Here is a 24,321-nt window from a genome sequence, read left to right on the forward strand (position 1 = left end):
CCCCGCCTGCCGCCTTTCCGTACCGGACCCGTACGGTCCCCGCCCGCCCCGCGGACCGTACGGGCTCCGCAGCCCCACCCCGTCACCGCCCCTGTCCGTCACACCCCTGGGAGCGCTCCCGCATGACTGCCGTACGACCTGACATCGCCCCGAAGCCGGTGCCCGAGGCCGCCACCACCTTCCCGACGGGCTTCCTCTGGGGAGCGGCCACCGCCGCCTACCAGGTCGAGGGTGCCGCCGCCGAGGACGGGCGCACGCCCTCCATCTGGGACACCTTCAGCCGCACCCCCGGCAAGGTCCGCAACGGCGACACCGGCGACATCGCCGCCGACCACTACCACCGCTACCGCGACGACGTGGCCCTGATGAAGCGGCTGGGGCTGCAGGCGTACCGCTTCTCCATCTCCTGGTCCCGAGTGCAGCCCACGGGTCGCGGCCCCGCCGTCGAGCGTGGCCTCGACTTCTACCGCAAGCTCGTCGACGAGCTGCTCGAGGCGGGCATCACGCCCGTCGCCACCCTCTACCACTGGGACCTGCCCCAGGAGCTGGAGGATGCGGGCGGCTGGCCGGAGCGCGCCACCACCGAGCGGTTCGCGGACTACACCGCGATCATGGCCGGCGCCCTCGGTGACCGCGTCGGTACGTGGACCACCTTCAACGAGCCGTGGTGCTCGGCCTTCCTCGGCTACGGCTCCGGGGTGCACGCCCCCGGCCGCACCGAGCCCGCCTCCGCCCTGCGGGCGGCCCACCACCTCAACCTCGCCCATGGCCGGGCGATCGAGGTTCTGCGCGGTCAACTCCCCGCTACCGCGCAGACCTCGGTCACCCTCAACCTCCACCAGGTCCGCCCGCTGACGCCGAGCCCCGAGGACGCGGACGCCGCCCGTCGCATCGACGCGGTCGGCAACCGGGTCTTCACCGGCCCGATGCTGCACGGCGCCTACCCGGAGGACCTGCTCACGGACACCGCGCACCTGGTGGACTGGTCGAAGCTGGTGCGGGACGGCGACCTGGAGGCGATCTCCCGCCCGGTCGACGTCCTCGGCATCAACTACTACACGCCGACCCTGGTCTCCACGCCCGCCGAGGGCGCCGGCGACACCCGCAACGACGGCCACGGCGCGAGCGACTACTCGCCCTGGCCCGGCTCCGAGCACGTCGCCTTCCACCTCGCCGACGGCAAGCCGACCACCGCCATGAACTGGTCGATCGACCCCAACGGTCTCTACAACCTGCTCATGGACGTCACCCGCGACCACCCCGGCATTCCGCTGATGGTCACCGAGAACGGCGCCGCCTTCGACGACTACGTCTCGCCCGAGGGCCGGGTGCAGGACCCCGAGCGCATCGCGTACCTGCACGGCCACCTCGACGCCGTACAGCGCGCGGTGGCCGACGGCGCGGACGTGCGCGGCTACTTCCTCTGGTCGCTGATGGACAACTTCGAGTGGGCGTACGGCTATTCGAAGCGCTTCGGCGCGGTGTACGTGGACTACGCGTCGCAGCGCCGCATCCCGAAGGCCAGTGCCCACTGGTACGCCGACGTGATCCGCCGTCACGCGCTGCCGCCGCAGGGCGACCTCGCCTGACATCTCCCTTCCTCTCCGGTACGTCCTGACCCGTACCGGCCCGCTGAGACCCGGCACCCGTTGCCGGGTCTCAGCCGTTCCCCGGCTCCGACGCCCCGGCCTGTGCGTGCCGCTTGACCACGCGCGTAGAGTGGGAGCGCTCCCATACGGTGGAGCGGGGGAGCGGCCGACCGGTCCCACAGAGTGTCAAGGGAACCAACGCCAGGACTTGGTTTGGTTATCCGACTGTGAGAAATTGACCGCGAACGGGAGGCAGCCATGACGGCAGCGCGAGTACGGAGCGGGGGCCGGCCCACGCTCGAAGAGGTCGCGGCGCGGGCGGGGGTCGGGCGGGGCACGGCCTCGCGGGTGATCAACGGATCGCCCCGGGTCAGCGCCCACACCAGGGAAGCGGTCGAGGCCGCCGTCGCAGAGCTGGGTTACGTGCCCAACCGCGCGGCCCGCGCCCTGGCCGGCAACCGTACCGACGCCATCGCGCTCGTCGTGCCCGAGTCGGAGAGCCGCTTCTTCGCGGAGCCCTACTTCTCCGACATCGTGCGCGGGGTCGGCGCCGCCCTCGCCGACACGGAGATGCAGCTGCTGCTCACCCTCGTCGGCAGCGACCGCGAGCGCCGCCGACTCGCGCAGTACCTCACAGCGCACCGCGTGGACGGGGTGCTGCTGGTCTCCGTGCACGCCGACGACCCGCTGCCCGACCTGCTCGAACAGCTCGGTATGCCCGCCGTGATGAACGGCCGCAGATCCGCCGACGAGTCCCTCTCCTCCGTCGACTCGGACAACTTCGAGGGCGCCCGCAGCGCTGTGGAGCACCTCGCATCGCGTGGCCGCCGCTCCATCGCCACGATCACCGGCCGGCTCGACGTCTACGCCTCCCAGAGCCGCCTCGACGGATACCGTCAGGCAGTCCAGGACGCGGGCCTTGAGCCCGACGAGCGGCTGATCGCCCCCGCCGACTTCTCCGAGGAGGGCGGCGCCCGGGCCATGCGCGACCTGCTCGCCCGCCGCCCCGACGTGGACGCCGTCTTCGCCGCGTCCGACGTGATGGCCGCCGGCGCCCGCCAGGTCCTGCGCGAGGCCGGCCGCCGCATCCCGGACGACGTCGCCCTCATCGGCTTCGACGACTCGGCCGTGGCCCGCCACATGGACCCGGCCCTCACCAGCGTGCGCCAGCCGATCGAGGAGATGGGCCGCACGATGACCCGGGTCCTGCTCGACATGATCTCCGGCGAGAGCGCGGACCGGGCCCAGATCGTGCTCCCCACCGAACTGGTGGTCCGCGACTCCTCGTGAGGCAGGTTCGCGGCAACCCGGTTCCCCCGCAACGCACTTCGCGTAGTTTCTGAGCCGTGGACCCTTCCCTGACCGCTCTGGCCGTCGCCGTCGTGGGGGTGGCCGGCACCCTCGCGTCCGGTGTGCTGGCGCACCGCGGCGCCCTGAAGGCCAAGACGGAGGAGCTCGACCGCGCGGAGCGGCAGCGACGGGACGAGCAACTGGCTGCCGAACGCCGCGAGGCCCTCGCCGCACGGCGGGCCTCCTACGCGGTGTTCAACCAGCGCCTGCGGCAGTTCCACTCAGTGCTGTCGCAGGACTACTTCGCCCTCGCCGCCGGGGAGGCGGCCCCCGACCGGGCCCGGGAGCGGGAGGAGCCCCGCTGCGTCCTGCGCGACGTGTACGCCGAGGCACAGATGGTGATCAGCGACGACGTGCTGGCCGCCGCCGGCGGCGTCGTGCACCAGCTGCACCGCATCCACGCTCTGCTCGGCCGGCACGAGCGGGGGGACACGGCGGACGAGTCCCTGGACGACATCAGGGAGAGACTGGAACGCGCCTCGGAGGGCCTGTACGAGGTACGGCAGACCATGCGGCGGGACCTCGGAGTGTCGGCGCTCCCGGTTCAGAGGCCCGACGGCTACGGCGGCGACATGAGGAGGAGCGAGGTATGACCCCGCACTGGACCAGGTCCAGCTACTGCGACTCGGCGGGACCCGACTGCGTCGAGGTGGCGCTGCCCCCCGGCCCCGCCGCCCCGGCGGTGCGCCTGCGCGACTCGAAGGCCCCGTCCCTCCCGGCGCTCGCCTTCGACCCGGCCGCGTGGTCGAGGTTCGTCGGCTCCGTCGGCCGGCCGACCGTCTTCTCCAGCAGTTCCTGAAGGGCCCGCTGCCCCTCCGGGCCGAGCCCGGCCAGGGGTGAGCCCTCCGCGAGGAGTTCCAGGAGCCGTGCGCGTACGCCGGTGCCCTCCGCGGTGAGTACGAGGTGCCGGGCGCGCCGGTCGGTGGGGTGGAGGCGGCGTTCGACCAGTCCGGTCGCCGACGGCGAGGAGATCTTCCCCGGCGTCCGGGTCCGGGTCGCCGCCGGACACACCGCGGGCCACACGGAGTCCGTCATCACCGGCGGCGGGCAGCGGCTGGTCGCCTTCGGGGACTCCCTGCACTCACCGGTCCAGGTGGACCGGCCCGAGTGGTCCTGTGTCTACGACCACGACCCGGTCGGGTCCGCGGAGCACCGCCGCCGCCTCGTCGCCGAGCTGGCGGAACCCGGCACGCTCGCCTTCGGCATCCACTTCGCGGACCCGCCGTCTTCGGCCGGGTCGTACGGGACGGCGCCGGACCGGCCTGGCGGCCCCTGGAGTCCGCCGACGGCCTTGCGTAGAGTCGAAAAAGGGATCAGCCCCCGACCTGCGAGACAGGTCGGGGGCTGATCCTTCAGGGTGAGTAACGGGACTCGAACCCGCGACATCCTGGACCACAACCAGGTGCTCTACCATCTGAGCTATACCCACCGCGTCCGGTCGTTTCCGACCGGCCGAGAAAAAGTGTACAGGGTCCGGGAGGGTGCTCGCGCCCTCATTCCCCGGCGGTGGGTCACGGCCCCTGGAAGGGCCGTGACCAGCGGCTTCAGCCCCGGGGCTGCGACACCCGCGCGGCGGCCGCCTTCGCCTGCTCCGAGTCCGGGCCGGGCTGCGGGACGAAGACCGCCTCCCGGTAGTACCGCAGCTCCGTGATGGAGTCGCGGATGTCGGCGAGGGCCCGGTGGTTGCCGTTCTTCTCCGGGCTGTTGAAGTACGCCCTCGGGTACCAGCGGCGGGCCAGCTCCTTGACCGAGGAGACGTCCACGATCCGGTAGTGGAGGTAGCCCTCCAGGAGCGGCATGTCGCGGGAGAGGAAGCCCCGGTCGGTGCCCACCGAGTTGCCGCACAGCGGCGCCTTGCCGGGCTCCTTCACGTGCTCCCGGACGTAGGCGAGGACCTGCTCCTCGGCGTCGGCCAGCGTCGTGCCGCCGGCCAGCTCGTCGAGGAGGCCCGAGGCGGTGTGCATCTGCCGCACCACCTCGGGCATGGTCTCCAGCGCCGCGTCCGGCGGGCGGATCACGATGTCCACCCCTTCGCCGAGCACGTTCAACTCCGAGTCGGTGACCAGCGCGGCCACCTCGATGAGTGCGTCTTCCGTCAACGAGAGCCCGGTCATCTCGCAGTCGATCCACACCATGCGGTCGTTCATGCGCCCCACCCTACGGGGCGCTGCGCTGCCCCGGCAGGGCCGGGCGCCCCGCGGCGAACACGTCCGTGCCCGCCTTCGCCTCCGGCGTCGCGGGTGCGGCGCCGGACGGACCGGGGACGGCGGTACGGCGGCTCTGGGGGGTGCCCTGGCTGGGCACCGCCACCTCCGTCACCATGACCGGCTCCGGCACCCCGCCCTGCGGACGGCGGGACCGGTAGGCGGCCCGGTACGCGGCGGGGGAGGAACCGAGCTGGCGGCGGAAGTGCCCGCGCAGCGCGACCGGCGAACGGAAGCCGCAGCGGCCCGCGACCTCGTCGACCGAGTAGTCCGACGTCTCCAGGAGGCGCTGCGCCTGCAGCACCCGCTGGGTGATCAGCCACTGGAGCGGTGCGCTGCCGGTGAGCGAGCGGAACCTCCGGTCGAAGGTCCGCCGGCTCATGTAGGCGCGCGCGGCCAGCGTCTCCACGTCGAACTGCTCGTGCAGATGCTCCAGCGCCCAGGCGACGACCTCGGCGAGCGGGTCGGAGCCGATCTCCTCAGGTAAAGACCTGTCGAGGTAGCGCTCCTGACCGCCACTGCGCCGGGGCGGCACGACGAGCCGGCGGGCCAGTGCCCCGGCGGCCTCGGTGCCGTGGTCCGAGCGGACTATGTGCAGGCACAGGTCGATGCCGGCCGCCGTCCCGGCGGAGGTCAGCACGTCCCCGTCGTCGACGAACAGCTCGCGCGGGTCGACGTGCACCGACGGGTAGCGCTTGGCCAGCGTCGGCGCGTACATCCAGTGCGTGGTGGCGGGGCGGCCGTCCAGCAGTCCGGCTGCGGCGAGCACGAAGGCGCCCGTGCACAGCCCGACGATGCGGGCGCCCTCCTCGTGGGCGCGGCGCAGCGCGTCCAGGGCCTCCATGGGCGGCGGCGAGGTGATCGAGCGCCAGGCGGGCACCACGACGGTGCCGGCCCTGCTGATCGCCTCCAGCCCGTAGGGCGCGGTCAGTTCGAGCCCGCCGGTGGTGCGCAGGGGCCCCTCTTCACCGCTGCACACGAGCAACCGGTAGCGCGGAACTCCCGCGTCCTGGCGGTCGATCCCGAACACCGACAGCGGGATGGAGCTCTCGAAGATGGGGCCACCGCTGAAGAGCAGTACGGCGACGACTTCACGGCGTCGTCTTCCGCCCAGCTTCCGTACAGCCTCCGTTGCGGTGGCGGAGTCCTGGCTCATGACGCTAAGCCCCCCTCGGTGTTCGCGTCTTCCTGGTCCTTACGGGCCTGTCGCACCTGCACTTGTCCCCTCGGTCGTGCACGAGTCCCCGGCCTTCGACGCCCAAGATCGAATCTACTGCGTCCCGTGGTGCCGTCGTGACAAGTTCACCAACCGGCTCATTGTCGACAAGGCAACCTGGCGGGAAGCGTTCGATCACGAAGCGTTTCACTCGCAGGTCGTACAGGGAAGTGCGTCCGGCGTTCATGGCCCGTCCCCATTGGGCGGAAGCGTACCGCGCGGTCTCTTCCTGCCTGGTGGCAAGGGGGTTGATCGGCCATTTCGACAAGGAACCGACCCGCCCCTGAAGTTGGCTGAAAATGTACGGTCGCGTGTGCGGAAATCAGTCGTTCTACCGGCGCACGACCCAGGGCGCCCGTCCGCCCCTGCGCGCCCCCTGGCAAGGGGAGTGCGGTGGCACCGGCCGGGCCGGCGCGCCCGGCGGGACGCGGGTGGCGGGGGGCAGCCGAATACCGCCCACCGGGCCGCGCCGGGCACAGCTCGTGCGGCAGGTTCCGGACGGGTTGGCGAGCGACGGCCGGCTCCCCCGGAAGGGTGGGTTCCGGTACGCCGGGGCGACGCGCGCGCCGGCCCGGGCGAAGCGTTCCTGCCGGGCGCCGGAAGGGGTCCGGACGGCGGTTCCCACGTGTGTGTACCGGGCAACCGGCATTGCCATCCGGGCCCGCTCTCGGGCATGCTCCGGAAAACGCCGCATGCGCCGTGCGCGGGGCGGGCAATGAAGGAGTGGCGCCGTACCCTTGGGGGTATGGGGTTGGGAAGATGATTCCCGGACACCACGACACAGCTCGCTGACGCACCTTCCCACGTCGCTCTCCTCACGAGGACTCTCTTCGCCGAGACACCGATGGCCGGTCACGAAATCCCCGAACCCGCGGACCGCAAGCAGGTAGCCGACCCCATGTCGGACCCGCTGGCGGCCGAACAAGCGCGCCGTCCGTGCGACCCCGCCTTCCGGCATGGGGTCGTCGTCGGCTTCGACGGCTCGACGTCCAGCGAGCGGGCCCTCGCCTATGCGATCGGCATGTCCCGCAGGACGGGTTCCGGTCTGATCATCGTCCACGTCGCCAACCGGCTGCCGACCACCGTCTGGGCGGGCTGCGAGCCCCCCGTCTTCGTCGACGTCCCGGACCACCGCACCGAGGTCCTCGGCCTGGAGCTCGCCTGCGCGGACTACCTCTCCGAGGTCCCCTGGGTGCTCGTGGAGCGCGGCGGGGACATCTGCCACGAGCTGGAGGAGGTCGGCCGGGAGTATTCGGCCGACGCCATCGTGGTGGGCTCCACGCACGGCCTGGTGGGCAAGATCTTCGGCTCGGTGGCCGGCCGGCTGGCCCGCCGCGCCCAGCGCCCGGTGGTCGTCATCCCGTAACGCCCCGGCTGCGGACCGTGGTTCCGGGGCGGTGCGTTCGCGCCACCCGGCGGAGCGCCCGCGTATACGGAAACGGCCCCCCGGCCACCACTGGTGACCGGGGGGCCGCATCCGTGCGACGGGGCGCCGTGCCTACTCGACCGTGACGGACTTCGCCAGGTTGCGCGGCTTGTCGATGTCCCGGCCCATGGCCAGCGCCGTGTGGTAGGCGAAGAGCTGGAGCGGGATGCCCATGAGGATCGGGTCCAGCTCGTTCTCGTTCTTCGGTACGACGATGGTGTGGTCGGCCTTCTCCTGGACCTGGTGGGCCACGGCGAGGATGCGGCCGCTGCGGGCCTTGATCTCCTCCATCGCGGCGCGGTTCTTCTCCAGCAGGTCGTCGTCCGGCACGATCGCCACGGTCGGCATCGCGGGCTCGATCAGGGCGAGCGGACCGTGCTTCAGCTCGGAGGCCGGGTAGGCCTCGGCGTGGATGTACGAGACCTCCTTGAGCTTCAGGGAAGCCTCGCGGGCCACGGGGTAGCCGCGCACCCGGCCGATGAACATCATCGACTTCGCGTCCGCGTACTCGGCGGCCAGCCGCTTGATCTCGTCCTCGCCGGCGAGGATCTCGCTGATCTGGGCGGGCAGCCTGCGCAGGCCCTCGATGATCCGCTTGCCGTCGGCGACCGACAGGTCCCGGATGCGGCCCAGGTGCAGGGCGAGCAGCGCGAACGCGACCACGGTGTTGGTGAAGCACTTGGTGGAGACCACGCACACCTCGGGGCCCGCGTGCACGTACGTGCCGCCGTCGGCCTCGCGGGCGATGGCCGAGCCGACCACGTTGACCACGCCGAGGACCCGCGCGCCCTTGCGCTTCAGCTCCTGGACGGCGGCCAGCACGTCGTACGTCTCACCGGACTGCGAGACCGCGACGTACAGCGTGTCGGGGTCCACGACCGGGTTGCGGTAGCGGAACTCGGAGGCGGGCTCGGCGTCCGCGGGGATGCGGGCCAGTTCCTCGATCAGCTGCGCGCCGATCTGGCCCGCGTGGTACGAGGTGCCGCAGCCGAGGATCTTGATGCGGCGGACCCCGCGCGCCTCGCGGGCGTCCAGGTTGAGGCCGCCCAGGTGCACCGTGGAGAACCGGTCGTCGATCCGGCCGCGCAGCACCCGGTCGACGGCGTCCGCCTGCTCGGAGATCTCCTTGTGCATGTACGTGTCGTGGCCGCCCATGTCGTACGACTCGGCCTCCCACTCCACGGTGGTCGGCGTGGCCGTCGTGGTCGAGCCCTCCGTGGTGTACGTACGGAAGTCGTCGGCCTTCAGGGTGGCCATCTCGCCGTCGTCCAGGGTGACGACCTGGCGGGTGTGGGCGACCAGGGCGGCGACGTCGGAGGCGACGAACATCTCCTTCTCGCCGATGCCGAGGACGACCGGGGAGCCGTTGCGGGCCACCACGATGCGGTCGTTGAAGTCGGCGTGCAGGACGGCGATGCCGTAGGTGCCCTCGACGGAGCGCAGGGCCTCGCGGACCTTCTCCTCCAGCGTCACGGCGTCCGAGCGGGCGATCAGGTGGACCAGCACCTCGGTGTCGGTCTCGGAGAGGAAGACGACGCCCTCGGCGGTCAGCCGGGCGCGCAGCTCGGAGGCGTTGTCGATGATCCCGTTGTGGACGACGGCGACCTTGCCCTCGGCGTCCAGGTGCGGGTGGGCGTTCTCGTCGCTCGGGGCGCCGTGGGTGGCCCAGCGGGTGTGGGCGATGCCGGTGGTGCCGGCGAAGCGCTTGGGGACCCGGGACTCCAGCTCGCGGACCCGGCCCTTGGCCTTGACCGACTTCAGCGTGGCGGGCTTCCCGGCCGCGGGCTTTCCGGTGATCACGATGCCGGCGGAGTCGTAACCCCGGTACTCCAGCCGCTGCAGGCCTTCGAGCAGCAGCGGGGCCACGTCACGCTTTCCGATGTAACCGACGATTCCGCACATAGAGCGTTCTGCCCTCCAACGATGAACAAGTAGGGGGTACCCGGCCGTGAAGAGGCCTCAGCCGTAGACGATGCGGCGCAGCTGACGGAGCGAGAGCTCCGGCGGCGCGACCGCCCGGTGCGGCAGTTCGGCCGCGATCCGTTCGAAGATCTCCGTGTTCACCAGGCCGCCGGCCTGCAGTTCGCGGTGGCGGCGGCGGACGAAGACCTCGGTCGTCTCGTCGAAGTACGCCAGCACGTCGAGGATCACCCGGGCGGCTTCGCCGCGGGGCAGCGTGGTGCTGCGCACCACGTGGTCAATGAGGTCGTCGTACGACGAGAGGCGTTCGAGCACCCGTCGATACTGCGGCGGAAGAGGCCCGAGCGCAACAATCCTGCCCGATTCCGGGCAGGGAGTGGCCTCGGCGATCCTCTTTCTCTGGCTTTGGCCGATTTCTGTGACCCGTCGAACGGCTCCGAGAGAGGCGTGGCGTGCGAGTGGTCGGAGCCGAAGGGGTGAACTACCGCATAAGCCGCAAAACGTCTTCAGGGTGCCGGGGTGACCAACGCCGGTGCGTGGTCTACATCTTGACCATCCGTGAGGTGCGCGGTACGCATGGTGACGGAGAAAGGTCAGGAGACCCAGCAGAGTGACCCCGTAGAAAGGGACCCGGCTTGTGAGACCGCACACGGTCCGGCGCAGTGCTCTTCCCCGTGCTCTACCCCGACTCCTCGGCTCGCTGCTGCTCGTCGCGGCGGCCGGTGTCTCCAGCGCGTGTGCCGCCCCCGAGGCGTCCGCCGCCCAGGTCACCGCGGTGGCCGCGGCGCCCGGGCCGCTCGGCCGGGTGGTGCCCGCCCCAGCCTCGGTCAGACCCGGCGGCGCCCCGTACGTCCTCACCCCGGCCACCAGGATCCGGGCCGTCGGGGGCGCCGGCGACGCCCGGAGGATCGGCGACTACCTCGCGGGCGTGCTCCGCCCGTCCACCGGGTACGCCCTGCCGGTCACCCGCAACGACGGCGCCGACGGCATCCGGTTACGGCTCGACCCGAGCGCCGGCGAGCTGGGCGCCGAGGGCTACACCCTCACCTCCGGGCGCGGCTCCGTCACCGTCACCGCCGAACAGCCGGCGGGGCTCTTCCACGGCGTCCAGACGCTGCGTCAGCTGCTGCCGCCCCGGGTGGAGCGCGACACCCGGCAGAAGGGCCCGTGGCGGGTCGCCGGCGGCACCATCACCGACACGCCGCGCTACGCCTACCGCGGCGCGATGCTCGACGTCTCACGGCACTTCTTCTCGGTCGACGAGGTGAAGCGGTACATCGACCAGATCGCCCAGTACAAGATCAACACCTTCCACATCCACCTCTCCGACGACCAGGGCTGGCGCATCGCCGTCGACTCCTGGCCGCGGCTCGCCACGTACGGCGGCTCCACCGAGGTCGACGGCGGGCCCGGCGGGTACTACACCAAGGCGCAGTACCAGGAGATCGTGCGGTACGCGGGCTCCCGCTACCTGGAGGTGGTCCCGGAGATCGACATGCCGGGCCACACCAACGCCGCCCTCGCCTCGTACGCCGATCTGAACTGCGACGGGGTCGCACCGCCGCTCTATACCGGCACCAAGGTCGGTTTCAGCTCGCTGTGCGCCGGCAAGGACGTCACGTACGACTTCATCGACGACGTCGTCCGCGAGGTGGCCGCGCTCACGCCCGGCCGCTACTTCCACATCGGCGGCGACGAGGCGCACTCCACCAGCCACCAGGACTACGTGGCGATCATGACCCGCGCCCAGGCCGTCGTCGGGAAGTACGGCAAGACCGTGATGGGCTGGCACCAGCTCACCGGCGCCGACCCCGTCGCGGGCGCCGTCGCGCAGTACTGGGGCTACGACAGAACCAGCGCGGCCGACCGGCAGCAGGTGGTGGACGCGGCGAAGAACGGCACCCGGCTCGTGCTGTCACCGGCGGACCGGGTGTACCTCGACATGAAGTACACCGACCAGACCGAACTGGGCCTGAAGTGGGCCGGACTGGTCGAGGTGCGGCGCAGTTACGACTGGGACCCCGGAACGTACCTCACCGGCGCCCCGGAGAGCTCCGTGCTGGGCGTCGAGGCGCCGATCTGGTCCGAGACCCTGACCGACAGCGCCGACATCGACGCCATGGCGTTCCCGCGGCTGCCCGGCGCCGCCGAGCTGGCCTGGTCACCGGCGTCGACGCACGACTGGGACATGTACAAGGTGCGGCTCGCGGCGCTCGGGGAGCGGTTCACCGCCCAGGGCATCGACTACTACCGCTCGCCGCAGGTCCCCTGGCCCGCCTCGGAGACGGGCGGGAGCTGACACGCCACCGCCCCGGCGGCCTTCAGGCTGCCGGGGTGGTGAACGGTCGCGTCAGGCGACCTTCTTGGCGTTCTCGATGGCCTTCGCCAGGTCCTCCAGGATCGGCGCGCACTTGGCGTAGCTGTAGATCGGCTCGGTCGTACGCGGGATGACCTGGCCGCCCTTGACCGCCGGCAGCTGCGCCCAGGTCGGCTTGGAGGTCAGCGCCTCGGGCTGGAGCGCCGAGGAGCGGTTGTCCATCATGATGATGTCGGCGCCGTACTTGTCGACGTTCTCCCAGCTCAGCTCCTCGAAGAAGCCCGCCGCGTTCACCTTCGGCTCGACGAACTTCACGCCCAGCTCCTGGAAGTACAGGGTGTCGGCGGACATCTTGGCGAGCGAGACGTAGAACAGGTCCTGGCTGGCCGAGCCGACCATGACCTTGATCTCCGGCTTGGACTTCGCCGCGGCGCGCAGCCGGGCGGCGGCCTTCTCGAAGCGCGCCTTGGCGGCGGTGACCTTCGCCGACTTCACATCGGCGCCGAGCGAGGCCGCGAGGTCCTCGTGGCGCTGGATGGCCTTGGGGATCGTGGTCTCGGCGGCCCACAGGGCGACGCTCGGGGCCAGCTTCAGGATCTTGTCCTTGGACTGGTCCGGCACGTACCAGAGGGCGTCCTTCTCCCACATCGCCGTGACCAGCAGCTCCGGGCCGAGCGCCGCGTACTTCTCGACGTTGAACTCGCCCCAGACGTTGCCCAGGATCTCGACCTTGCTGATGTCCAGGTCGCCGGCCTGCACGTCGGGCTTGCCGTCCTTGGTCTTCGTCGGCCCGAAGACCGCCTTGACCTCGATGCCGTAGTCGTGGAGGGCGGCGGCGACACCGGTGAAGGCGACGATGTTCTTCGGGACGGACTCGGCCTCGGCGACCTGGCCCCGGTCGTCCTTGAACTTCCACGGCCCGGCGTCGGCGCTCTTGGAGCCGGAGCCGGCGGAGTCCTTCGAGTCGCTGCCGCCGCAGGCCGCGAGCACGGCGCCGAGGCCAACGGCGCCGCCCATGGCCAGCAGGCCTCGGCGGGTGGGACGGGACGCTCGGGTTGCGCTCATGACGGAGTCCGCTTTCGTACGAGCCGGAGACCGGCCGATGACACGTTCGAGGGAAGGTTAGCCTAACCTCAGGCTGTGTCGACCTGCGGGCCCGGCCCCCACCGCCCGGCCGGCGGGCTCAGCCGTCCTGAGTCCGGCCGTCGAGAGGCTGGAGCCGCGTCATCGCGATGTCGGGGCATACCTTGGCGATCGAGCCGAAGTCATCGTCCACATGGATCAGCGTGAGGTGGTGCTGTCGCGCTGTCAGGGCGATCAGGATGTCCATCGGCGAGGGGCCCCGGTGGTGGCCGATCCGCACCAGTTCGCGCTGGACGTCGATGATCTTCGGCCACGGGTCTTCCGGCGCCGGCACCCAGCCGAAGGTCTGGCCGAGCACGGTGAAGAAGGGTTCGTGGTCGCGGTCCGCCCGGAGCGCCGGCATGAGTTCGGACTCGACGGGCGGGCACAGGGACGCGAGTCCCTGGGAAACGCGTTGCGCCCATGGGTCCCCGACCTGTTTGCGGAGCAGGCGCCAGACCGCCGACGTATCGGCGAGGGCGAGCGGTAGCAGGTGGTGGACGCGGGCGGGACGGACTCGGCCTCGGCGCCTGGGCGCAGCTGCTGTCGTGCCGGCCGGGGGCCGAGCTCTCGGGTCCCCGACCGGCCTCGGTCCTCAGGCTTGCAGGCCCAGCTCCCTCGCGATCAGCATGCGCTGGACCTCGCTGGTGCCCTCGCCGATCTCCAGGATCTTGGAGTCGCGCCACATGCGGGCCACCGGGTACTCGTTCATGAAGCCGTAGCCGCCGTGGATCTGGGTCGCCTCGCGGGCGTTGTCCACGGCCACCGTCGAGGAGTACAGCTTGGCGATGGCCGCCTCCTTCTTGAACGGCTCGTCCGCCAGCAGCCGGGAGGCCGCGTCGCGCCAGCCGATGCGGGCCATGTGCGCCCGCATCTCCATGTCCGCGATCTTGAACTGGATGGCCTGGTTGGCGCCGATCGGCTTCCCGAAGGCGTGCCGCTCGGCGGCGTACTTCACCGATTCGTCCACGCAGCCCTGGGCCAGGCCGGTGGAGAGCGCGGCGATGGCGATGCGGCCCTCGTCCAGGATGCGCAGGAACTGCGCGTAGCCCCGGCCCTCCTCGCCGAGCAGGTTCTCCAGCGGGACGCGGACGTCGGCGAAGGACAGCTCGCGGGTGTCCGAGGCGTTCCAGCCGACCTTGGAGTAGGGGGCGGCCACCGTGAAGCCGGGGGTGCCGGAGGGGACGATGATCGAGGAGATCAGCGGGGCGCCGTTCTCCTTGCGGCCGGTCACCGCCGTGACCGTGACCAACTCCGTGATGTCCGTACCGGAGTTGGTGATGAAGCACTTGGAGCCGTTGATCACCCACTCGCCCGTCGCCTCGTCGCGCACGGCCGTCGTCCGCGTGCCGCCCGCGTCCGAGCCGCCGTCCGGCTCGGTCAGGCCGAACGCGCCCAGCGCCTCGCCCGCGCAGAGCTTCGGCAGCCACCGCCGCTTCTGCTCCTCGGTGCCGAAGCGGTAGACCGGCATCGCGCCCAGCGAGACCCCGGCCTCCAGCGTGATCGCCACCGACGAGTCGACCCGGGCCAGCTCCTCCAGGGCGATGCCGAGCGCGAGGTAGTCGCCGCCCATCCCGCCGTACTCCTCCGGGAACGGCAGCCCGAACAGGCCCATCCGCCCCATCTCGCGCACGATCTCGTACGGGAACTCGTGCCGCTCGTAGAAGTCGCCGATCTTCGGGGCGACGACGTCGTGCGCGAACTCCTCGACGGTACGGCGCAGTTCCTCGTGCTCGGCGGTCAGCCGGTGGTCCAGGGACATGGAAACGTTCTCCTTGTGGGCGTTCACTGCGCCGCGAGTGCGCGGACGGTGCGGGAAGGGCTGGGTCGGCCCAGGTGTCCGGCGAGCCACACGCTGGTGGCGGTGAGCTCGTCGAGGTCGACCCCGGTTTCGATGCCGAGGCCGTCGAGCATCCACACGAGATCCTCGGTGGCGAGATTTCCGGTCGCGCTCTTCGCGTACGGGCAGCCGCCGAGGCCGCCCGCCGACGCGTCCACCGTGGACACGCCGTGCTGGAGCGCCGCCAGGGTGTTGGACAGGGCCTGCCCGTACGTGTCGTGGAAGTGCACCCCGATCACGTCGGTGGCCACCCCCGCCTCGTTCAGCCCGGTCAGCAGCGCGGTCACGTGGCCGGGGGTCGCGACGCCGATGGTGTCCCCGAGCGACAGCTCGTCGCAGCCGAGGTCCATGAGCGCCTTCGCGACGCGGACGACCTGCGCGACCGGCACGGCCCCCTCCCAGGGGTCGCCGAAGCACATCGACAAGTAGCCGCGCACGTGCACCGACTCGGCCTTGGCGCGGGCCACCACCGGCGCGAACATGGCCAGCGACTCGTCGACCGTCCGGTTGAGGTTGCGCGCGGCGAACGTCTCCGTCGCGGAGCCGAACACCGCGATCCGGCGGGCCCCGAGCGCCAGGGCCCGGTCCAGTCCGCGTTCGTTCGGCACGAGGACCGGCAGCGCCACGTCGCCCACGTCCGCGATGTCCCCGAGCATCGGGAACAGCTGCTCCGCGTCGGCGAGTTGGGGCACCCACTTGGGGTGGACGAAGCTCGTCGCCTCGATCGTGGTCAGCCCGGCGACGGCGAGGCGGCGAATGAACTCCGCCTTCACCTCGGTCGGGACGACCCCCTTCTCGTTCTGGAGGCCGTCGCGGGCGCCGACCTCGTGGATGCGGACCCGGGCGGGCAGGCCGTCGGCCGGGACGGTCATCGGCAGGGTGCGGTCGGCGGTCGTCATGCGTCCTCCCCGGCGGCGGGCACGACCACGGCCAGTACCTGGTCCATGGCGACCGTGGCCCCCGCGGTCACGTCGAGTTCGGTGACGGTGCCGGCGTGCGGCGCGGAGATGACGTGCTCCATCTTCATCGCCTCCACCACCAGCAGGCTCTGCCCGGCGGCGACCTCGTCCCCGACGGCCACCTTCACCACGGTCACCGTCCCGGGCATGGGCGCGGCCAGCGTGTCGGCACCGGAGCGTCCGGCACCGGTCAACGACGCCTCGACCGGGTCGTGGTCCCGCACGTGCCAGCTGTCGCCGTCCCGGCCGAGCCAGTGGCCCTCCGGGGAGACGGCGTAGGCGAACACGTGGGTGACACCGGCGAGTTCGAGTGCGATGCGGCCCTCGCCCGCCGCGAGGGTCCGGGCCTTCTCCGCCGTCCCGGGCAGCGGTCCGAGCGGGCCGCAGGTGCCCGACTCCGGGGGCGGCGGGTTCGCGCCCTCCCCGACGTGACCGAACGTCAGATCGGTGTCTCCGCCGCCGCACGGCCGCAGGCCCACCTGGACCGGCTCGTGGCCGGGAATGTGGAAGTCGTACACCGTCCGGGCCGGGGTGCCGCCCAGCCGCCAGCCGTCGCCGGCCGAGAACGGGTCTGCCCAGGCGCCGGCGACGGGTCGGGCGGCGGCGGACGCGGTGTGCTGCCGCAGCAGCGCGGCCGCCGCGTACACCTCTTCCGGCACGCCGTCCGGGACCAGCGCGTCCACCTCGCGCTCCACCAGGCCGGTGTCCAGCTCGCCCGCCACAACGGCCGGGTGGGCCAGCAGCCGGCGCAGGAAGCCCGCGTTGGTCGGGACGCCGAGCACCACCGTGTCCGCGAGGGCCACCCGCAGCCGGCGCAGCGCGGTCGCCCGGTCGGGGCCGTACGCGATGACCTTGGACAGCATCGGGTCGTACAGGCTGCCGACCTCGCCGCCCTCGCCGAGCCCCGAGTCGGTGCGCACCCCGCCGCCCTGCGGTTCGTGCAGCGCGAGCACGGTGCCGCCGGAGGGGAGGAAGCCGCGCGCCGGGTCCTCGGCGCAGACCCTTGCCTCCACGGCGTGCCCGGTGAGCGTGATGTCGTCCTGCCCGTACGGCAGCGGCTCCCCGGAGGCGACGCGCAGCTGCCACTCCACCAGGTCCAGGCCGGTGATCAGCTCGGTCACCGGGTGCTCGACCTGGAGGCGGGTGTTCATCTCCATGAAGTAGTACGAGGACGGGTCGCTGCCCGGGACGATGAACTCCACCGTGCCCGCGCCGACGTACCCGCAGGAGCGGGCCGCCTGGACGGCCGCCTCACCCATCGAGGCCCGGGTGGCCTCGTCGAGCAGGACGGACGGGGCCTCCTCGATGATCTTCTGGTGGCGGCGCTGGAGCGAGCACTCGCGCTCGCCCAGGTGCACCACGTTGCCGTGCGCGTCGGCCAGGACCTGGATCTCGATGTGGCGCGGCCGGTCGATCCACCGCTCCACCAGGAGCGTGTCGTCGCCGAAGGAGGCGCGGGCCTCGCGCCGGGCCGCCGCGATCTCGTCCGCGAGCAGCGCCGCGTCCCGGACGAGCCGCATGCCCTTGCCGCCGCCGCCCGCCGAGGGCTTCAGCAGTACGGGCATGCCGATCCCGGCCGCCGCCTCGGCCAGCTCATCGTCGCTCAGGCCGCTGCCGGAGGAGCCGGGCACCACCGGCACGCCCGCCGCGGAGACCGTCTCCTTGGCCCGGATCTTGTCGCCCATCAGCGAGATCGCGGTGGCGGGCGGCCCGATGAAGACGAGCCCCGCCTCGGCGCACGCCCGGGCGAAGGCCGCGTTCTCCGCGAGGAAGCCGTAGCCGGGGTGGACGGCTTGCGCGCCGGTGCGGCGGGCGGCCTCCAGGAGGCGGTCGGCGCTCAGGTAGCTCTCGGACGCGGGCGCCGGGCCGATCCGGACGGCCGTGTCGGCCTCCCGTACGTGCCGCGCGTCGGCGTCCGCGTCGCTGAAGACGGCGACCGAGCGCACGCCCAGCTCGCGCAGGGTCCGGATGACCCGGACCGCGATCTCGCCGCGGTTGGCGACGAGGACCGTGTCGAACATCGTCATCTCTTCCTCACATCCGGAAGACGCCGAAGCCGGCGTCGCCCAAGGGCGCGTTGGCGCACGCGGTCAGGGCGAGCCCCAGCACCTGCCGGGTCTCCAGCGGGTCGATCACCCCGTCGTCCCAGAGCCGGGCGGTGGCGTAGTACGCGTTGCCCTGGGTCTCGTACTGCTCGCGGATCGGGGCCTTGAAGGACTCCTCGTCCTCGGCGCTCCAGTCGTCGCCCAGCTGGTCGCGCTTGACCGTGGCGAGGACGGACGCGGCCTGCTCGCCGCCCATGACGGAGATCTTCGCGTTGGGCCACATCCACAGGAACCGGGGGCTGTAGGCCCGGCCGCACATGGAGTAGTTGCCCGCGCCGTAGGAGCCGCCGACCACCACGGTCAGCTTCGGCACCCGGGTGCAGGCGACGGCGGTGACCATCTTCGCGCCGTGCTTGGCGATGCCGCCGGCCTCGTAATCCCGGCCGACCATGAAGCCCGAGATGTTCTGCAGGAAGACCAGCGGGATGCCGCGCTGGTCGCACAGCTCGATGAAGTGCGCGCCCTTCTGGGCGGACTCGGAGAACAGGATGCCGTTGTTGGCGACGATCCCGACCGGGTGGCCGTGGATGTGCGCGAAGCCGGTGATCAGCGTCGTGCCGTACTCCGCCTTGAACTCGGCGAACCGCGAGCCGTCGACGACCCGGGCGATCACCTCGCGCACGTCGTACGGGGTGCGCGAGTCGACCGGGACCGCGCCGTACAGCCCGGCCGGGTCCACCTTCGGCTCCTCGACCGGCCGTACGGACCAGGGCAGCGCGCCCCGGTCCGGCAGCGTCGCGACGATGTTCCGCACGATCCGCAGCGCGTGCGCGTCGTCCTCCGCGAGGTGGTCGGTGACGCCCGATGTACGGGAGTGCACCTCGCCGCCGCCCAGCTCCTCGGCCGTGACCACCTCACCGGTGGCGGCCTTCACCAGCGGCGGGCCGCCCAGGAAGATCGTGCCCTGGTTCCGGACGATGACGGCCTCGTCGCTCATCGCCGGGACGTATGCCCCGCCTGCCGTGCACGAGCCGAGCACCGCCGCGATCTGCGGGACGCCCGCACCGGACATCCGGGCCTGGTTGTAGAAGATCCGCCCGAAGTGCTCGCGGTCGGGGAAGACCTCGTCCTGCATCGGCAGGAAGGCGCCGCCCGAGTCCACCAGGTAGAGGCAGGGGAGACGATTCTCCAGCGCCACCTCCTGGGCCCGCAGATGCTTCTTCACGGTCATCGGGTAGTACGTGCCGCCCTTGACCGTCGCGTCGTTGGCGACGATCACGCACTCGCGCCCGCTGACCCGGCCGATCCCGGCGATCACGCCGGCGGCCGGCGCCGCGCCCCCGTAGAGCCCTTCGGCCGCCAGCGGGGCCAGCTCCAGGAAGGGCGAGCCCGGGTCGAGCAGGGTGTCCACCCGTTCCCGGGGCAGCAGTTTGCCGCGCGCCACATGCCGGGCGCGGGCCCTCTCACCCCCGCCGAGCCTGGCCGTGGCGAGCCGCTTGCGCAGCTCGTCGGCGAGCGCGTGATGCGCCGCCTCGTTGGCCTGCCAGGCCTCCGAGGCGGGATCGGCCGCGCTCGCCAGCACCGGTGCCTGCTGCATCCTGTCGAGCCCCCTTGCCCGTTGTGCAGTGTTCCTGAGCGTCCACGCCACCTTGTTAATGAGCGTTAACGTGGCTACAGGTTAACGAGCGCTAACCCGCCTGTCTAGAATGGCTGCTCATGAGCACCCATGCCGCCGCCCGCGTCGCGGCCCCCACCCGCCGCGAGCAGATCCTCCGGGAGGCCGCCCGCCTCTTCGCCGAGCGCGGCTTCCACGGTGTCGGCGTCGACGAGATAGGCGCCGCCGTCGGCATCAGCGGCCCCGGTCTCTACCGGCACTTCCCCGGCAAGGACGCGATGCTCGCCGAGCTCCTCGTCGGCATCAGCGAACGGCTGCTGGCCGGCGGGGAGCTCCGGGTGTCCGAGGACGCCGCCTCCGGCGACGGATCGCCCGAGGCCCTGCTGGACGCGCTCATCGAGGGCCACATCGACTTCGCCCTCGACGACCGCCCCCTGATCACCCTGCACGACCGCGAGCTGGACCGCCTGCGGGACACCGACCGCAAGCGGGTGCGCCGGCTCCAGCGGCAGTACGTCGAGGTGTGGGTCGCCGTCGTCCGCGACCTCTACCCGGACCTCCCCGAGCACGAGGCCCGCGCCACCGTCCACGCGGTCTTCGGCCTGCTCAACTCCACCCCGCACCTCGGCCGGCCCGGGGCCCAGCCGGGCCGTACGGAGACGGCGGACCTGCTGCACCGGCTGGCCCGGGGCGCCTTCGCGGCGGCGGGGGAGCGGCAGGGCGTCCCCGGGCGCTGACCGACCCCCGGAACGGCCGGGACGCCGGACACCCGCCACGGCACAATGGCCCCATGCCGATATCCAGCCGCGCCGCCCTCGTCGAACATCTCGTCCGTACGCGCATCGCGGGGGACGTCGCCACCCCGCGGGACAACAACCTCGCCCACTACCGCAGCCTGGCCAACGGGGACCGGCACTACTGGCTGGGCCTGGAGCTGGGCGACCGGTGGCGCGACGAGCAGGACGTGCTGGCCGTGATGGCCGAGCGCTGCGGGGTCAGCGACGATCCGGAGCACCGGTTCGGGCAGGACACCATCGACCCCGAGCTGACCGTCGACGCCCTGGACCGGGCCGCCGCCCGGCTGCGCGAGGCCGTCGAGGGCTCCGAACGGGTCCTCTTCGCCACCGGCCACCCCGGCGGCCTGCTCGACGTGCACCGGCAGACCGCGCAGGCGCTGCGGGCGGCAGGCTGCGAGATCGTACGGATTCCCGGCGGGCTGATGGCCGACGAGGGCATGGTCTTCCAGTTCGCGGACGTCGCCGTCCAGGAGCGCGGCGCGACGCTCTGGCACACCCACTCCCCGGCCCCGATGGCCGCGATCCTCGACGGCCTGGAGCGGGAGGGCCGCCCGCTGCCCGACCTCGTCGTCGCCGACCACGGCTGGGCGGGATGCGCGGCGCAGCGCGGCCTGGACGCCATCGGCTACGCGGACTGCAACGACCCCGCGCTGTTCCTCGGCGAGTCCGAGGGCACCCTCCAGGTGTGCGTCCCGCTCGACGACCACGTCCTGGATCCGCGCTTCTACGAGCCGATGACGGACTACCTGCTGGACGCGGCGGGACTGCTCTGAGCCTTCAGGGCCCCTCCTCCTCCGCCGCACGGGCCCGGCGGCGCGCCTCCCGGCCCGAGGTGGGGTCCAGGTACACCCGCTTGATGGACGCGTACCGCTGCCGCAGCCGGCGCTCCGCCTGCTCGCAGGCCGTCTCGACGTCCTCGGCGCTGACCGTGTCCCGGAAGTCGACCTTCGCGGCCACCAGGATCTCGTCCGGCCCCTGGATGAGCGTGGTCAGCTCCAGTACGGAGATGAGGTGGTCCACGCCGAGCAGCTCCTCGCGGATGCCCTCCCGCATCGGCGCCGACACCGGCCGCCCGATCAGCAGCTGGACGTTGGACTTGCCGAGCACCCAGGCCACGTACACCAGCAGCACCCCGATCAGCAGCGAGGCGATGCCGTCCCACACGCCGGACCCCGTCAGCTGGCCGCCGAGCAGCCCGCCCGCCGCGAGCAGCAGGCCGAGGAGGGCCGCCGAGTCCTCCATCACGACGGCCTTGACCGCCGTGTCCGGGGTGCGCCGGAAGTAGTGCCGGGCGGGCGCGCCCAGTTCCTCGGCCTCCTCGCGGACCTGCTTGAGCCCCGTCCGCAGCGAGAAGCCCTCCAGCAGGAAGGCCACCGCCAGCACCAGGTACGAGAGCAGCGGGCTGCCCAGGTCCTCGCCCGCGAGCAGCGTGTGCACCCCGTCGTAGATCGAGAAGACCGCGCCGCCGACGAAGGTCGCGACGGAGGCGAGCAGCGCCCAGATGTACCGCTCGGGGCCGTACCCCAGCGGATGGTCCTCGTCGGCCGGCTTCTCGCTGCGCTTGAGCGCGGTGAGCAGCAGCACCTCGGTGACCGTGTCGGCGACGGAGTGGGCCGCCTCGGAGAGCATCGCGCTCGATCCGCTGATCAGCCCGGCGACCGCCTTCGCCACGGCGATGCCCAGATTGGCCAGCGCCGCGACGACAACGGTGAACGTGGACCCCCCGCCACTGCTTTTCGCGTCAGTCATGCCGGTGAGTATGTCCGCGACCGGCCCGCTCATGTCCGACGCGCGGCCGGGATCCCGTCACCGCGGGACCCGGACCACACCCTCCTGGATGACGGTGATCGCCAGGCGGCCGTCCTGCGTGTAGATGCGTGCCTGGCCGAGGCCGCGCCCGCCGGACGCGGACGGCGACTCCTGGTCGTACAGCAGCCACTCGTCGGCCCGGAACGGCCGGTGGAACCACATCGCGTGGTCCAGGCTCGCGCCCACCACGTCACCGACCGCCCAGCCGCCGCGCCCGTGGGCGAGCAGCACGGAGTCGAGCAGCGTCATGTCGGAGACGTACGTCGCCATGCAGACGTGCAGCAGCGGGTCGTCGGCCAGCTTGCCGTTGGTACGGAACCACACCTGGGACCTGGGCTCGCGCGGCTCGCCCACCGTGCCGAACGGCGGCGCGTCCACGTACCGCAGATCGACCGCGGCCCGGGCCTCGACCAGCCGGCCGACCATGCCGGGGTCGCTGAACCGGTCGGCGTACCGCGGCAGCATCTCGGCGGCCGTGGGCAGTGTCTCGGGGTCCGGCGCGGGCGGCATGTCCGCCTGGTGCTCAAGACCCTCCTCGTACGTCTGGAAGGACGCGGAGAGGTGGAAGATCGGCTGCCCGTGCTGGACGGCGACGACCCGGCGCGTGGCGAAGGACCGGCCGTCGCGGATGCGGTCGACGGTGTAGACGATCGGCGCGCCCGGGTCGCCCATCCGCAGGAAGTACGCGTGCAGCGAGTGGGCCGACCTGTCGGCGGGGACGGTGCGGCCCGCGGCGACGAGCGCCTGGGCCGCGACCTGCCCGCCGAAGACCCGGGGTACGACCGCCGAGCGGCTGGTGCCCCGGAAGATGTCCTGCTCGATCCGCTCCAGGTCGAGCAGATCGAGCAGGGAATCGAGTGCGGTGCTCATGGGAGGGAGGCGGTCCCTACAGGCCCATGGACTTGGCGATGATCGACTTCATGACCTCGCTGGTGCCGCCGTAGATGCGGTTGACGCGGTTGTCCGCGTACAGGCGGGCGATCGGGTACTCGTTCATGAAGCCGTAGCCGCCGTGCAGCTGGAGGCAGCGGTCGATCACGCGGTGCGCGACCTCGGTGCAGAACAGCTTCGCGGAGGCGGCCTCGGCGGCGGTCAGCTCACCGGCGTCCAGTGCCTCCAGCGCGCGGTCGGCGACGGCCTGGGCCGCGTCCACCTCGGCCTGGCAGGCGGCCAGCTCGAACTTGGTGTTCTGGAACGAGGCGACGGTCTTGCCGAAGACGGTGCGCTCCTGCACGTACTCCTTGGCGAACCGCACGGCGGCGGCGGCCTGGGCGTACGCGCCGAAGGCGATGCCCCAGCGCTCGGAGGCCAGGTTGGTGCCGAGGTAGCCGAAGCCCTTGTTCTCCTCGCCGAGCAGGTCCTCGGCCGGCACCTTCACGTCGACGAACGCCAGCTCGGCGGTGTCGGAGACGCGCAGCCCGAGCTTGTCGAGCTTGCGGCCGATGGAGTAGCCCTCGGACTTGGTGTCCACGGCGAACAGCGAGATGCCGAAGCGGCGGTCGTCCTCGCGCGGGGCGGAGGTGCGGGCGCAGACGATGACGCGGTCGGCGTGCACACCGCCGGTGATGAACGTCTTCGCGCCGTTGAGGACGTAGTGCGTGCCGTCCTCGGAGAGCTTCGCGGTGGTCTTCATGCCCGCCACGTCCGACCCGGTGCCCGGCTCGGTCATCGCGAGGGCCCACATCTCCTCGCCGGAGACGAACTTCGGCAGCCAGCGCTTCTTCTGCTCGTCGGTGGCGAGCATCTTGATGTACGGCAGCCCGAGCAGCGTGTGCACGCCGGACCCGCCGAAGGAGACACCGGCCCGGGCGGTCTCCTCGTAGATGACGGCCTCGTACTTGTGCGAGTCGATGCCCGCACCGTCGTACTCCTCGTCGACGTTGATCCCGAAGACGCCCAGCTCACCGAGCTGCTTGTAGAACTCACGCGGCGCCTGCCCGGCCTCGAACCACTCGTCGTACACGGGCACGACCTCGGCGGCGATGAAGGCCCGGATGGTCTCCCGGAACGCCTCGTGGTCCTCGTTGAATACCGTACGGCGCACGGGGTGCCTCCCTGGTGGCTGCGACTTCTACGTCTTCTGGGGCATGGCTAAGCGCTTGCTCAGCCATG

At 71.9% G+C, this 24,321-nt stretch carries 21 protein-coding genes, 1 tRNA gene and 1 pseudogene; 9 read left to right on the plus strand and 14 right to left on the minus strand.

The features are described 5' to 3' along the window. The first annotated feature begins 122 nt into the window (after window positions 1–122). The 5 genes and pseudogenes from BLW14_RS20855 to BLW14_RS20880 form a co-directional block, all read left to right on the plus strand. Complete coding sequence (locus BLW14_RS20855) at window positions 123–1,589, plus strand: GH1 family beta-glucosidase (protein ID WP_093708734.1); 1,467 nt, start codon at window positions 123–125, stop codon at window positions 1,587–1,589. 258 nt (window positions 1,590–1,847) lie between these two features. Next, window positions 1,848–2,879, plus strand: coding sequence for a LacI family DNA-binding transcriptional regulator (locus BLW14_RS20860; RefSeq protein WP_093708735.1), 1,032 nt, complete (start codon window positions 1,848–1,850; stop codon window positions 2,877–2,879). Between the two features lie 56 nt (window positions 2,880–2,935). Further along, on the plus strand, window positions 2,936–3,532 hold the full coding sequence (locus BLW14_RS20865) for a hypothetical protein (protein WP_093708736.1): 597 nt from the start codon (window positions 2,936–2,938) through the stop codon (window positions 3,530–3,532). After that, window positions 3,529–3,738 (plus strand): DUF397 domain-containing protein, encoded by a 210-nt coding sequence (locus tag BLW14_RS20870; protein ID WP_093708737.1) that lies wholly within the window; start codon window positions 3,529–3,531, stop codon window positions 3,736–3,738. The genes BLW14_RS20865 and BLW14_RS20870 overlap by 4 nt, the downstream gene beginning before the upstream one ends. 153 nt (window positions 3,739–3,891) lie before the next feature. Then, window positions 3,892–4,238: pseudogene (locus BLW14_RS20880) on the plus strand (MBL fold metallo-hydrolase); the annotation flags it as partial. A 57-nt stretch (window positions 4,239–4,295) separates the two neighbouring features. On the opposite strand, the gene BLW14_RS20885 reads toward BLW14_RS20880, so the two are convergent. The 3 genes from BLW14_RS20885 to BLW14_RS20895 form a co-directional block, all read right to left on the minus strand. Next, window positions 4,296–4,368 (minus strand) — tRNA-His (locus BLW14_RS20885). A 115-nt stretch (window positions 4,369–4,483) separates the two neighbouring features. Next, on the minus strand, window positions 4,484–5,086 hold the full coding sequence (orn, locus tag BLW14_RS20890) for an oligoribonuclease (RefSeq protein ID WP_018518050.1): 603 nt from the start codon (window positions 5,084–5,086) through the stop codon (window positions 4,484–4,486). A 10-nt stretch (window positions 5,087–5,096) separates the two neighbouring features. Next, entirely contained in the window at window positions 5,097–6,299 is a 1,203-nt protein-coding gene (locus BLW14_RS20895) for a GlxA family transcriptional regulator (RefSeq protein WP_093708738.1), read from the minus strand. Window positions 6,300–7,203: 904 nt separating this feature from the next. Between BLW14_RS20895 and BLW14_RS20900 the strand changes: the two genes are divergently transcribed. Then, a complete protein-coding gene (locus BLW14_RS20900; protein ID WP_093708739.1) occupies window positions 7,204–7,725 on the plus strand; it encodes a universal stress protein in 522 nt (173 codons plus the stop codon). 132 nt (window positions 7,726–7,857) lie between these two features. Here BLW14_RS20900 and glmS read toward each other — a convergent pair whose 3' ends face one another. Together glmS and BLW14_RS20910 are read right to left on the minus strand one after the other, a co-directional pair. After that, a complete protein-coding gene (gene glmS, locus BLW14_RS20905; protein ID WP_093708740.1) occupies window positions 7,858–9,687 on the minus strand; it encodes a glutamine--fructose-6-phosphate transaminase (isomerizing) in 1,830 nt (609 codons plus the stop codon). Between the two features lie 57 nt (window positions 9,688–9,744). Then, window positions 9,745–10,020: a hypothetical protein gene (locus BLW14_RS20910; RefSeq protein WP_018105728.1), complete on the minus strand. Its 276-nt coding sequence runs from the start codon at window positions 10,018–10,020 to the stop codon at window positions 9,745–9,747. A 322-nt stretch (window positions 10,021–10,342) separates the two neighbouring features. Here BLW14_RS20910 and BLW14_RS20915 point away from each other — a divergent pair, with 322 nt between their 5' ends. Next, entirely contained in the window at window positions 10,343–12,004 is a 1,662-nt protein-coding gene (locus BLW14_RS20915; RefSeq protein ID WP_093708741.1) for a beta-N-acetylhexosaminidase, read from the plus strand. Between the two features lie 51 nt (window positions 12,005–12,055). Here the strand turns inward: BLW14_RS20915 and BLW14_RS20920 are convergent, their stop codons facing one another. From BLW14_RS20920 to BLW14_RS20945, 6 genes are all read right to left on the minus strand, one after another. Beyond that, complete coding sequence (locus BLW14_RS20920) at window positions 12,056–13,087, minus strand: ABC transporter substrate-binding protein (protein WP_177154043.1); 1,032 nt, start codon at window positions 13,085–13,087, stop codon at window positions 12,056–12,058. A 118-nt stretch (window positions 13,088–13,205) separates the two neighbouring features. Beyond that, on the minus strand, window positions 13,206–13,637 hold the full coding sequence (locus BLW14_RS20925) for a PIN domain-containing protein (protein WP_093708743.1): 432 nt from the start codon (window positions 13,635–13,637) through the stop codon (window positions 13,206–13,208). A gap of 102 nt (window positions 13,638–13,739) precedes the next feature. Then, window positions 13,740–14,906 (minus strand): acyl-CoA dehydrogenase family protein, encoded by a 1,167-nt coding sequence (locus BLW14_RS20930; protein WP_093708744.1) that lies wholly within the window; start codon window positions 14,904–14,906, stop codon window positions 13,740–13,742. A 23-nt stretch (window positions 14,907–14,929) separates the two neighbouring features. Beyond that, window positions 14,930–15,883 carry a hydroxymethylglutaryl-CoA lyase gene (locus BLW14_RS20935; RefSeq protein ID WP_093708745.1) on the minus strand — a complete coding sequence of 318 codons (954 nt, stop codon included), beginning with the start codon at window positions 15,881–15,883 and terminating at the stop codon, window positions 14,930–14,932. Next, window positions 15,880–17,970 carry an ATP-binding protein gene (locus BLW14_RS20940; protein WP_093708746.1) on the minus strand — a complete coding sequence of 697 codons (2,091 nt, stop codon included), beginning with the start codon at window positions 17,968–17,970 and terminating at the stop codon, window positions 15,880–15,882. Before BLW14_RS20940 ends, BLW14_RS20935 begins: the two co-directional genes overlap by 4 nt. Window positions 17,971–17,977: 7 nt before the next feature. Then, window positions 17,978–19,585: a carboxyl transferase domain-containing protein gene (locus BLW14_RS20945; protein WP_093708747.1), complete on the minus strand. Its 1,608-nt coding sequence runs from the start codon at window positions 19,583–19,585 to the stop codon at window positions 17,978–17,980. A 119-nt stretch (window positions 19,586–19,704) separates the two neighbouring features. Between BLW14_RS20945 and BLW14_RS20950 the strand changes: the two genes are divergently transcribed. Further along, the gene (locus BLW14_RS20950; RefSeq protein WP_093708748.1) at window positions 19,705–20,340 is read left to right on the plus strand and encodes an SACE_7040 family transcriptional regulator; all 636 of its coding nucleotides are present in this window, start codon (window positions 19,705–19,707) and stop codon (window positions 20,338–20,340) included. A gap of 53 nt (window positions 20,341–20,393) precedes the next feature. Further along, complete coding sequence (locus tag BLW14_RS20955) at window positions 20,394–21,173, plus strand: phosphatase (protein WP_093708749.1); 780 nt, start codon at window positions 20,394–20,396, stop codon at window positions 21,171–21,173. Window positions 21,174–21,177: 4 nt separating this feature from the next. Here BLW14_RS20955 and BLW14_RS20960 read toward each other — a convergent pair whose 3' ends face one another. Genes BLW14_RS20960 through BLW14_RS20970 form a run of 3 tightly spaced genes read right to left on the minus strand, consistent with a single transcriptional unit; the run spans window position 21,178 to window position 24,253 of the window. Continuing rightward, window positions 21,178–22,149: a cation diffusion facilitator family transporter gene (locus BLW14_RS20960; protein WP_177154044.1), complete on the minus strand. Its 972-nt coding sequence runs from the start codon at window positions 22,147–22,149 to the stop codon at window positions 21,178–21,180. Window positions 22,150–22,206: 57 nt separating this feature from the next. After that, entirely contained in the window at window positions 22,207–23,079 is an 873-nt protein-coding gene (locus BLW14_RS20965) for an acyl-CoA thioesterase (RefSeq protein WP_093708751.1), read from the minus strand. A gap of 16 nt (window positions 23,080–23,095) precedes the next feature. Then, entirely contained in the window at window positions 23,096–24,253 is a 1,158-nt protein-coding gene (locus BLW14_RS20970; protein ID WP_093708752.1) for an acyl-CoA dehydrogenase family protein, read from the minus strand. Window positions 24,254–24,321 lie beyond the last annotated feature (68 nt).

It is taken from the genome of Streptomyces sp. 2131.1 (genome assembly GCF_900105515.1).
GTDB classification, from domain to species: Bacteria; Actinomycetota; Actinomycetes; order Streptomycetales; family Streptomycetaceae; genus Streptomyces; species Streptomyces drozdowiczii.

Coding starts and splice junctions, on each gene's coding strand:
- BLW14_RS20855 (WP_093708734.1), top strand. CDS start 123: ATGACTGCCGTACGACCTGACATCGCCCCGAAGCCGGTGCCCGAGGCC.
- BLW14_RS20860 (WP_093708735.1), top strand. CDS start 1,848: ATGACGGCAGCGCGAGTACGGAGCGGGGGCCGGCCCACGCTCGAAGAG.
- BLW14_RS20870 (WP_093708737.1), top strand. CDS start 3,529: ATGACCCCGCACTGGACCAGGTCCAGCTACTGCGACTCGGCGGGACCC.
- orn (WP_018518050.1), bottom strand. CDS start 5,086: ATGAACGACCGCATGGTGTGGATCGACTGCGAGATGACCGGGCTCTCG.
- BLW14_RS20895 (WP_093708738.1), bottom strand. CDS start 6,299: ATGAGCCAGGACTCCGCCACCGCAACGGAGGCTGTACGGAAGCTGGGC.
- BLW14_RS20900 (WP_093708739.1), top strand. CDS start 7,204: ATGGCCGGTCACGAAATCCCCGAACCCGCGGACCGCAAGCAGGTAGCC.
- glmS (WP_093708740.1), bottom strand. CDS start 9,687: ATGTGCGGAATCGTCGGTTACATCGGAAAGCGTGACGTGGCCCCGCTG.
- BLW14_RS20920 (WP_177154043.1), bottom strand. CDS start 13,087: ATGAGCGCAACCCGAGCGTCCCGTCCCACCCGCCGAGGCCTGCTGGCC.
- BLW14_RS20930 (WP_093708744.1), bottom strand. CDS start 14,906: ATGTCCCTGGACCACCGGCTGACCGCCGAGCACGAGGAACTGCGCCGT.
- BLW14_RS20935 (WP_093708745.1), bottom strand. CDS start 15,883: ATGACGACCGCCGACCGCACCCTGCCGATGACCGTCCCGGCCGACGGC.
- BLW14_RS20940 (WP_093708746.1), bottom strand. CDS start 17,970: ATGACGATGTTCGACACGGTCCTCGTCGCCAACCGCGGCGAGATCGCG.
- BLW14_RS20945 (WP_093708747.1), bottom strand. CDS start 19,585: ATGCAGCAGGCACCGGTGCTGGCGAGCGCGGCCGATCCCGCCTCGGAG.
- BLW14_RS20950 (WP_093708748.1), top strand. CDS start 19,705: ATGAGCACCCATGCCGCCGCCCGCGTCGCGGCCCCCACCCGCCGCGAG.
- BLW14_RS20955 (WP_093708749.1), top strand. CDS start 20,394: ATGCCGATATCCAGCCGCGCCGCCCTCGTCGAACATCTCGTCCGTACG.
- BLW14_RS20960 (WP_177154044.1), bottom strand. CDS start 22,149: ATGACTGACGCGAAAAGCAGTGGCGGGGGGTCCACGTTCACCGTTGTC.
- BLW14_RS20965 (WP_093708751.1), bottom strand. CDS start 23,079: ATGAGCACCGCACTCGATTCCCTGCTCGATCTGCTCGACCTGGAGCGG.